The 10101-nt window shown below is 56.7% G+C and carries 9 protein-coding genes; all 9 read left to right on the top strand.

The genetic code is table 11. The annotated features are described in order from the left end of the window. The first annotated feature begins 385 nt into the window (after positions 1-385). The 9 genes from cpaB (at position 386) to B30_RS15830 (ending at position 10093) form a co-directional block, all read left to right on the top strand. Positions 386-1231 carry a Flp pilus assembly protein CpaB gene (cpaB, locus tag B30_RS15870; protein WP_009573152.1) on the top strand — a complete coding sequence of 282 codons (846 nt, stop codon included), beginning with the start codon at positions 386-388 and terminating at the stop codon, positions 1229-1231. A gap of 224 nt (positions 1232-1455) precedes the next feature. After that, positions 1456-2865 (top strand): type II and III secretion system protein family protein, encoded by a 1410-nt coding sequence (locus tag B30_RS15865; RefSeq protein WP_009573150.1) that lies wholly within the window; start codon positions 1456-1458, stop codon positions 2863-2865. Between the two features lie 4 nt (positions 2866-2869). After that, positions 2870-3535: an OmpA family protein gene (locus B30_RS15860; protein WP_009573148.1), complete on the top strand. Its 666-nt coding sequence runs from the start codon at positions 2870-2872 to the stop codon at positions 3533-3535. A 210-nt stretch (positions 3536-3745) separates the two neighbouring features. Continuing rightward, positions 3746-4999, top strand: coding sequence for an AAA family ATPase (locus B30_RS15855; RefSeq protein ID WP_009573146.1), 1254 nt, complete (start codon positions 3746-3748; stop codon positions 4997-4999). 35 nt (positions 5000-5034) lie between these two features. Next, positions 5035-6504: a CpaF family protein gene (locus tag B30_RS15850; protein ID WP_009573144.1), complete on the top strand. Its 1470-nt coding sequence runs from the start codon at positions 5035-5037 to the stop codon at positions 6502-6504. Positions 6505-6521: 17 nt separating this feature from the next. Continuing rightward, complete coding sequence (locus tag B30_RS15845) at positions 6522-7493, top strand: type II secretion system F family protein (protein WP_009573142.1); 972 nt, start codon at positions 6522-6524, stop codon at positions 7491-7493. Between the two features lie 19 nt (positions 7494-7512). Then, entirely contained in the window at positions 7513-8496 is a 984-nt protein-coding gene (locus B30_RS15840) for a type II secretion system F family protein (protein WP_009573140.1), read from the top strand. A 37-nt stretch (positions 8497-8533) separates the two neighbouring features. Then, positions 8534-9130 (top strand): tetratricopeptide repeat protein, encoded by a 597-nt coding sequence (locus B30_RS15835; RefSeq protein ID WP_009573139.1) that lies wholly within the window; start codon positions 8534-8536, stop codon positions 9128-9130. Positions 9131-9217: 87 nt separating this feature from the next. Further along, positions 9218-10093, top strand: coding sequence for a tetratricopeptide repeat protein (locus B30_RS15830; protein WP_009573138.1), 876 nt, complete (start codon positions 9218-9220; stop codon positions 10091-10093). The last annotated feature ends 8 nt before the right edge of the window (positions 10094-10101 follow it).

Here is a 10101-nt window from a genome sequence, read left to right as displayed (position 1 = left end):
GGCATCGCCGTTTTGACCTCCGTGTCCGGTGGCACCAAAGCCCTCGGCAACACCATCTCCACCGATCTCGCAACACGCTCTGTTGTGGCTTACTAAACACTCTGGCCCTCGGGCCATGGCGACAAAATCAAAAGCCGCGCTCTGGGACAGGGCGCGGCTTTCCTATTGCTCAATGTCGCGGCATAAATCTGCGCTTTGATCCTGCGCCTTGGTAAAAAGACAACCCGGCCCTTTTACCCGCTTTGTCCCGAAACACGAAAAAATTCACATCCTCGCCACCCCGCGATCACCGAAATGCCTCATTTGATCGGCACGGTGGCTGGATGGAGCATAAGGGGTGGCCGCTGAAAGCGACCTCAAACCCCGGAAGCAAAGGAAAGACATGATGCGTATTATTTTCGGATTGGTTCTCGTGATTGGGATCGCATTGGCCGGGTTCGCCGTCCATATGACCCGAGGATATATGTCCACCTATCAGGCCGAGTTGAACCGCGAAAAAGAGATGCGGGCCCAGATGATCCAAACGGAAGAGATTTTTGTCACCTCTGCCTTGATCAACTTTGGCGACCCGATCACGACAGAGATGGTCAAAAAGGTCAGATGGCCGGTCGAAGCCATGCCAGAGGGTGTGTTTCGCACCGAAGAAGACCTTTTCCCCGAAGGCCCGGATACGCCCCGCGTCGCTCTGCGTGCCATTGAGCCGATGGAACCGCTGATGGCGGTCAAATTGAGCGCCCCTGGCGAAGATGCCGGCGTGGCCACGCGCCTGTCGAAAGGGATGCGGGCTTTTGCGATCAAGGTCGACGTGTCGACAGGCGTCTCTGGTCTGCTGCGTCCGGGCGACCGTGTTGACATCTATTGGACTGGTCAATTGCCGGGGTCCAGCTCTGACTCGACCAAATTGATCCTGACCTCAATCCCCTTGGTGGCCGTCGATCAGACAGCAAACGGGGAACGCCAATCCTCCACCATCGCCCGCACCGTCACCGTCGAAGCCACCCCCACCCAAGTCGCAGGGCTGGCCACAGCTCAAAGCTCCGGCCGTTTGTCCCTCTCGCTGGTCGGACGCAACGACGACACCATCGTCGGTGGCGTCGAAGTGGACCAGCGCACGCTTTTGGGCATTGCTGAAGAACAGATCATCGCCGAAAAGCCGAAAGATCAGGTGTGCACGGTCCGCACCCGCAAAGGCGCAGAGATCATCGAAATGCCGATCCCCTGCTCAAACTGATCAGGCCGGTGCAAAAGACCAAAGACGGCGGGACACCCAGCCGTCTTTATTTCGTCACCTTGCTCGATAACACTCAATATTTCACACAAACCTTGTGACTTATCCACATCACAAACAGCGTTCAACAGATTGATTCTTGCAAAAAAACGGAAATTGACACATGGTTCCAGCAAGTGGACCAAAAGAGTCCGATTTTGAGGCGTGGTCGACAGAGGCAGGATCACATGAAAATGTTGAATATGTTTAAGGCAGCCCTTTTGGGGTGTGCTGTTATCGGAGCAATGCCCCAAGGGGCTTTTGCTGACAAACTTCGTGTCATGACCGGCTCTCCCTCGGGCGTCCTAAACGTGCCCATGAACCGCGCGGTCGTGGTCGAAAGTGACGAACCTTTCGCGGAAATTTCTGTGGCCAATGCCGAAATCGCGGATATCTCGACCCTCTCGGATCGCTCGATCTATGTGTTGGGCCGGTCTCCGGGGTTGACGACCATGACGCTTTTGGGCCCGGACGGATCGCTGATCACCAACGTGCAAATTCAGGTGACCCCCGATGTCACCGAATTCAAAGAGCGCCTGCGTCAGATCATGCCGAATGAAAAGATCGAAGTGCGCACGGCCAATGACGGCATCGTTTTGTCGGGCGTGATCACCTCGGTGACAATGATGGAACGCGCGGTTGAGCTGGCCGAACGCTATGCGCCGGGCCGCGTGTCCAATCTGTTGAACATCGGCGGCACCCAACAGGTGATGTTGAAAGTGCGTTTTGCCGAAATGTCGCGCTCCGTGTCGAAAAATCTGTCCGCTTCGATCAATTCCATCGGCCCGAACATCGGCAGCAGCACAGGCACTTGGCTGAGTGCGGATAACACGCCGACCAAGATCACAGAGAACGGCGCAGTCATGGTCAAAGAAGGCACGCTTGGCGCGATGACCATCGGCGGCTCAATTGGTGGAACGGAATTGTCGATCCTGCTGGAAGCCATGGAAGAAAAAGGCGTCGTGCGCACCTTGGCCGAGCCCAACCTGACCGCGCTTTCGGGTCAACAGGCCAAATTTCTGGCCGGTGGCGAATATCCGATCCCGGTGTCGGACAATGACGGCATCTACATCGACTACAAACCCTTTGGTGTTGAACTTGAATTCATCCCCCGGGTGGTCAATGGCGATCAGATCAACCTTGAAATGCGCGCCGCCGTGTCGGGTGTGGACTCCACCGTCAACTATTCGGTCGATGGCTTTACCCTCAACTCCTTCAAACGCCGCGAAACCTCAACGACGGTTGAGCTGCGCGACGGGCAAAGCTTTGCCATCGCAGGCCTGTTGCAAGACGATTTCGAAGATCTCGTCGGTCAGGTGCCATGGTTGGGCGACATTCCGGTTTTGGGCGCGCTGTTCCGCTCGACCGATTATTCGCGCCGTCAGTCTGAATTGGTGATCATCGTCACCGCCCATCTGGTCACCCCCGTCAACAGCATGGCCCTCGCGCTTCCGACGGATCGGGTCAAAATCCCGACCGAGAGCGACTTGTTCCTGTTTGGCAAAACCTTCGGCGGCACCTCGGCTCCCAAATCCGGCGCCGCTGCTGAAGTGGCGAAACAGGACTTCTCCGGGTCCTACGGCTATGTGATGGAGTAAGAACATGCGCTCGACTGTAAAACTGACACTCGCGGGTTCTGCCCTTCTCGCCTTTGCTGCCTGTACCGATCAAAAAGTCTTTTCCTCTTGGTATCAAGAGGCCGGCGGCTACGTCGACAACGGCACCTTTGGCAATTCGACCATGAACAACACGCTCGTGCAAACTGGGCAACTCAGCTACGTGATTGATTTGAATGAACGCTTTGCCGCCGAAGTGCCGACAACCGTGAATTTCGAATTCAACTCGGCGATCTTGGACGGGGCGGCGCGCGATGCAATCCGCAAACAGGCGCGTTATATGGCGCAATTCCCCGAAGTGCGCTTCCGCGTCTATGGTCACACCGATCTTGTTGGCTCTGACAGCTACAACAAATCCCTTGGCCTCAGACGCGCCAAGGCTGTGGTCGCGGAACTTGCCCGCAACGGCATTTCACGGTCGCGGCTTGAGGCGATGGTGTCTTACGGCGAAACCCAACCGCTGATCGTGACGCAGGACCCGGAGCGCAAGAACCGCCGCACCGTGACCGAAGTCTCTGGTTTTGTGGAAAACGCCAAACTGGTCATGGACAGCCGTTACGCCGAGATCATTCACCGCGAATATATCGAAAGCGCCACTGCACCGTCCGAACTGGTCGATTTTGGTGCGCGTGAAATCGACCCAGGTCAGTAAGCAATCGGCAACATCGTCCCGAATTAGCGAATTATTACGCGATTTCGGCCCTATTGTTGCCCCAGTTGCCCGGCATCTTATCCTCAATGGGAGCAGTCTGTCCGACACGCGAGTCGGGCATACGCGCCAGAGGATCAGAGCCGGGCTTTTCATTTGAAAGGATCTCGTCTCATGTGACGCTGGCGTTCTATAAAAGGACGCATAAAAGCAATGACGAGTGAAACTGCATTGCACAACGACCCGGCCCCACTTGTGGCCTGTACCGTCAGCCGGGACGTGCAAAACTTCGATCTTTTGATCGAAGACATGGAAAGCGAACTGGGTGAATCCTGGGGCGATCTATCCTTTGAGGATGCCAGACAGTTTTTCCGCCAGCCAGAAAGCGGCGGGTTGAAATTTGTCGCCATCGCCCTTGATCAAGAGGACGAAGGCCTTTTGGCCATGATCGCCGACTTGATCAAATCTGCAAAGATTCAAGGTGTTAAGGTCATCCTGATCGCCGACGAAGTCTCGCCGATGGCGTTGCACCAATTGCTACAATTGGGGGCCGAAGATTTCATCCCCTACCCGCTTCCCGAAAATGCGCTTCACGATGCCATCCTGCGCCTTGATGCCCCGCGCAAGATCGCAGCCGTCGATTTTATCGACGCCACACACCCCGCCCCCGCCGCGCCAAAAGGCGCCAATGGCATTGTCCTGCCGGTGCAATCCGTAGCCGGGGGTGCCGGGGCCTCGACCATCGCCGTGAACCTCGCGTGGGAATTGGCGAATATTGAAAAGAAAGGCCCGCAACCGCGTGTGCTGTTGATGGATTTCAACCTGCAATACGGCTCGGTTTCGACCTACCTCGACCTGCCGCGCCGCGAGGCCGTGTATGAGTTGTTGTCTTCGACCGACATCATGGATGACGATGCCTTTAAGGGCGCGTTGATGAATTTCAACGACAAATTGTCGGTTCTGACCGCGCCACCGGAAATCCTGCCGCTCGATTTCATCGAGGCGCAGGATGTGGAACGGCTTCTGGCCAAGGCGCGAGCACTGTTTGATTATGTCGTGATCGACATGCCGACAGTGCTTGTGAGCTGGACCGAAACCGTGCTCAACGCCGCCGATTTTTACTTTGCGCCCTTTGAGTTGGACCTACGTTCGGCCCAAAACATTTTGCGCCTGCGTACCGCTTTGCGCGCCGAAGAATTGCCGTTTGAAAAACTGCGCTTCCTGCTCAATCGCGCGCCCAAAAGCATGGATTTGTCGGCCAAAGCCCGCACCAAACGCATGGCCGAGAATCTTGAGATTTCGGTGGATGTGCAATTCCCCGACGGCGGTCGCCCGGTGCGCGATTCCTGTGATCAGGGTCTGCCTTTGGGCATTGAAGCCACCAAGAACCCGCTGCGCAAAGAAATCCAAAAACTTGCCGCGTCCATTCACGCGCATCAAACCGAACAGCTTGAAGCTGCGGAATAAATAATGCCCCTGCCGGGGCCTTGAGGAACGATCAGATGTTTTCGAGATACAAAAAGTCCGAGACCCAAAAGGCCGAACCGGTTGCAAAATCGGCGGCTCAACCGAGCGCCGTCAAACCATCCGCTTCCGCACCCGCTGTGTCTGCGCCGCAAGCGGCCGTGGCCTCCAAGTCCCTGCGCCGCGAATCCATCCAAGCGGCACAGGTCGTGCCGCAGGACAAGGAACGCCGCCGCAAGGAACGTCTGAGCGACATCAAGGTCGAGATGCACAAGCGCCTGTTGGAAGACCTCAACCTGGGCGCCTTGGAAACCGCGGGTGAAAAGGAACTTCGGGCGGAAATAACTGAAATCACTGCAGAATTTTTGGCCGATCAGGGCTTGGTCCTGAACCGCGACGAACGCCTGACGCTGAACCAAGACCTCTATGACGAGGTGCGTGGCCTCGGCCCGCTTGAAACGCTTTTGAAAGACGACACGGTCAACGATATTCTGGTCAACGGCCCACAACAAATTTTCGTCGAGCGCAACGGCAAGTTGATGCTGTCGGACATCACGTTCAAAGACGAAAAACACCTGTTGCGGATCATCGACAAAATCGTCTCCGCCGTGGGGCGCCGGGTCGATGAATCCAACCCCTATGTTGACGCCCGTCTCGCAGATGGCTCACGTTTCAACGCCATGGTGCCGCCCGTGGCCGTCGATGGCTCGCTCGTCTCCATTCGTAAGTTCAAAAAAGAAAAACTGGCGATTGACGATCTGGTGCGTTTTGGCGCTTTTACCGAAGAAATGGCCGCTTATCTTCAGGCTGCCGTCTCGACCCGCCTCAACGTCATCGTGTCGGGCGGGACGGGGTCAGGAAAAACCACCACGCTCAACGCGCTTTCCTCATTCATTGACAATGACGAACGCATTCTGACGATCGAAGACACCGCCGAACTTCAATTGCAACAGACCCATGTCGGTCGGATGGAAAGCCGCCCGGCGAACGTCGAGGGCAAGGGTGCTGTGACCCAGCGCGACTGTTTGCGCAACGCTTTGCGGATGCGTCCGGACCGGATCATCGTCGGGGAAACCCGCGGTGAAGAGGTGATCGACATGTTGCAGGCGATGAACACCGGCCACGATGGCTCGATGACCACGATCCACGCCAACTCGGCGCGCGATGGTGTGTCGCGCCTGGAAAACATGATCGCCATGGCCGGGATCGAAATGCCGCTCAAAGCGGTGCGGTCGCAAATCTCTTCGGCTGTGAACCTGATCGTGCAGGCCTCGCGCCTACAAGACGGCTCGCGCCGCATGGTCTCGATCACCGAGATCACCGGGATGGAAGGCGATGTGATTTCCATGCAGGAGGTCTTCCGCTTTCAACGCACGGGCCTCACGCCAGACAATAAAATCATCGGCCATTTCACCGCGACGGGTGTGCGCAGCCACTTTTCCGAACGCTTCCGCATGTGGGGCTATGACCTGCCGCATTCCATTTTTGAACCCACAACCCCCCGCTGATATAGGAGTTTGACACCATGGTCCTGTCCATAGAACCGCTCATCTACGGCGTCATTTTCATCGCCGTGCTCCTTTTGGTCGAGGGGATTTATCTGACGGTGTTCGGCAAATCCATTTCGCTGAATTCCAAAGTGAACCGCCGCTTTGAGCTTTTGGAAAAAGGCACGGGCGACCGCGAAGCAGTGCTCAATCAACTGCGCAAAGAGATGGGTCAACACCTGCAATCGCGGCAAATCCCGCTCTATTCGATCCTGGCCGAAAAGGCCCAAAAGGCCAATATCGCCTTTTCGCCGCCGCAACTGATCATGCTCATGGGCTTTTTGGGCATGGTTGCCTTTGTCGGTCTTTCGATCGGCACCGCCACCTCCGTTCCAATCCGCGTGGCCGTGTCGGTTGCCATGGGCATCGGCGGCGTGTTCGTGTGGATTCAGGGCAAGGCCAAAAAGCGCCTTGCCATGATCGAAGAGCAACTGCCCGATGCGGTGGAATTGATGGTGCGCTCCTTGCGTGTGGGTCACCCGTTTTCCAATGCTTTGACGATTGTTGCCAAAGAGGTCCCCGATCCTTTGGGCACCGAAATGGGCGTCATCGCGGACGAGAGCGCCTATGGTCGCGACGTCGGGGAAGCGCTCAAAGACATGGCCGAGCGGCTCGACATGCAGGATTTGCGCTTTTTGGCCGTGGCCGTGGCGATCCAACAGCAATCGGGCGGCAACTTGGCCGAGGTGCTTGAAGGTCTCTCGAAAGTGATCCGCTCGCGCTTCAAACTGTTCCGCCGGGTGAAAGCGATCACCGCCGAGGCGAAATGGTCGGGCAACTTCTTGTCGGCCTTCCCGGTCGGTGCGCTCATCCTCATCTCAGTGACCAAACCCACCTACTTTGACACCGTCAAAGACACTGCGGTCTTTATCCCCGCCTGTCTGATCGTCGCAGGCTTTCTCATCGCCAATCTTTTCGTCATGCGTTCCCTTGTGAACATCAAGGTTTGACACGGACAGGACACAGATCATGCAACAGATTTTCACATCCATCCTCGGCGATCAACTTGGCCCCTTTGGTCCGCTGATCCTGATCGGAACTTTGGGCGCCGTCCTGATTTTGATCGCCCTGCCAACGCTTTTGAAGAAAAAGAACGACCCGATGGACCGCCTCCGTGCGCAATCGGACGCAGCCAAACCCAATGGTGGCAAAAAGGCCGCCAAACTGCGCACAGACAATAGCAAGGGCGCCTCTCTGGCCAAATACTCTGCCTTTCTTGAGCCGCAAGACGAGGAAGAATATTCCGCCGCCCAACTGAAGATGATCCAGGCCGGCTATCGCTCCAAAAACGCTGTGCGGATCTTTCACTTCTCGCAATTTGCCCTTGGTCTGGGCGCTTTGGCCTTTGGCGTGCTCTACGCCATGCTCAAGTCCACCCAACAGGAGATGACGCCGAAATCCCTGATCCTGACCGTGCTTTTGCCTGCCTGTATCGGCTATATGGCACCGAAATATTGGGTCACCCGCCGGATCGAAGCGCGCAAAGAGGAAATCATCAACGGCTTTCCCGACGCGCTCGATTTGATGCTGGTTTGCGTCGAAGCCGGGCAATCACTGGACCAATCCATCATCCGGGTGGCCCGTGAAATCCGCTCCGGCTTCCCTGCGCTTGCCGATGAATTTGAAATCGTGTCCTATGAGATCAAGGCCGGTAAAGACAAATCCGTCGTGCTCAAAGACATGGCCGAACGCTGTGGTGTGGCCGATGTGGCCTCTTTCGTCACTGTCCTGATACAGTCGCAACAATTCGGCACCTCAATTGCCGATGCGCTTCGTGTTTATGCGGGTGAAATGCGCGATAAACGCGTGATGCGCGCCGAAGAGACTGCAAACAAGTTGCCTACCAAGATGACCCTTGCCACAATGATGTTGACCGTGCCACCGCTGTTGATCATTTTGATCGGCCCGTCGGTCTATGACATCTACACGCTGCTCAACGAGACCGAATTCTGATCTCGCCATAAAGCCGCCGCAACCGACAAGGGACACCATGTCTCACCGCTTTTCGCGTCGCCCTCTTCGTCCAATGGGCGCCGCGCTGACCCTCGCCCTTCTGGCCGCCACGCTGTCCGCGTGTGACACTGGCGGCCTGAAACCTTTGAAAGATGCCGGACCCTATGCCCCGGTCGGTGTCAAAACCTCCGAGGCGTCGGTTGACGGGCTTTTGGTCGGGCATCGCTTGATGGCGGCGGGAGAATATGAGCTGGCGCTCAAGGCCTATTATCGCGCCGCCGCCCACCAAGGCATGACCGTCGATACGCTCTCCGCGATTGGCTCCGCCAAACTACGGCTGGGGCGTTTGGGGCAAGCCGAAAGCGATCTGCGCAAAGCCATCAAGATCGAAGACGACTTTGTGCCCGCCTGGAACAACCTCGGTGTCGTGTTGATGGAGACCGGCCAATATGGCGAAGCCGAGCGGGTGTTCCGCACCGCCTATGCGCTCGACAGTGGCCAATCTGCCGAAATTCGCGATAATTTACGCTTGGCGCTCGCAAAATTGGAAAATCCTGCGTATATTCCCGAGGATGAGAGCGATTTCGTCTTGGTGCGACGCGGGACAGGAGAGTATCTTATCCTTGCGCGCTAAACGGTGGGCCTGAGATCCGAAAACGGACCGGCCTGATAAAAACCGACAAGATGCGAACAGAGCAGTTAAAAAGAGGTGGCAGGCACCATGACCAGTCTTTCCAGTCGCAAAATTTGCGTGATCACATTCGCTGTTGCGAGTACGCTGGCCCTTTCAGCCTGTCAAAAACCCTTTGGCGGGGATGTGCGGCGCGCCGACACGTCGGTCAACGCGATTGATGGCACAGGCCTGTCCGACATCATGCTGAATGCGGCCGACCCGAACGAAGCCGTGTCCTATTTCATGCGCGCCTCAAGCGAAAATCCGGACCGGATTGATCTTCAGCGCGGCTTGGCCATGTCCTTTGTCCGGGCCGGCCAAAATGAGGCGGCGGTGAAAACTTGGAAAGTCGTGATAGCCCATGAAGACGCCACCTTGGATGACCGCGTGGATTATGCCGACGCGCTGATCCGTACAGGGGACTGGAAAGGCGCCGAAGCACAGCTTGATAGCGTGCCGCCGACCCACGAGACCTATAAACGCTACCGCCTCGAAGCGATGGTGGCCGACAGCAATCAGGAATGGAAAAACGCCGACAGTTTCTATCAGACCGCCGTTGGCCTGACCACGAAACCCTCCGGTGTTTTGAACAACTGGGGCTACTCAAAACTGACCCGTGGCGATTACAAAGAGGCCGAAAAACTCTTTGCTCAGGCGATCACCTATGATCCCTCGCTGTTCACCGCCAAAAACAACCTGATCCTCGCCCGTGGCGCGCAGGGCAAATACGATTTGCCGGTGATGGAAGCCACGCAAGTGGAGCGGGCGCAGTTGCTTTACACCCTCGGCCTTGCGGCGGTGAAAGCGGGCGATGTGACCATCGGCAAAGGGTTGATCAAAGAGGCCATCGACACCCATCCGCAGCATTTCGAAGCGGCGGTGCGTAGCCTGCGCGCGCTCGAATCCAACGTCTCAAACCTCTAAAGAGCGCG

Origin of the sequence: Celeribacter baekdonensis B30 (assembly GCF_000299875.1) — a bacterium.
GTDB classification, from domain to species: Bacteria; Pseudomonadota; Alphaproteobacteria; order Rhodobacterales; family Rhodobacteraceae; genus Celeribacter; species Celeribacter baekdonensis_A.
Note: the sequence above shows the minus strand (reverse complement) of the source record. Positions and strands in the feature narration are given on the sequence as shown.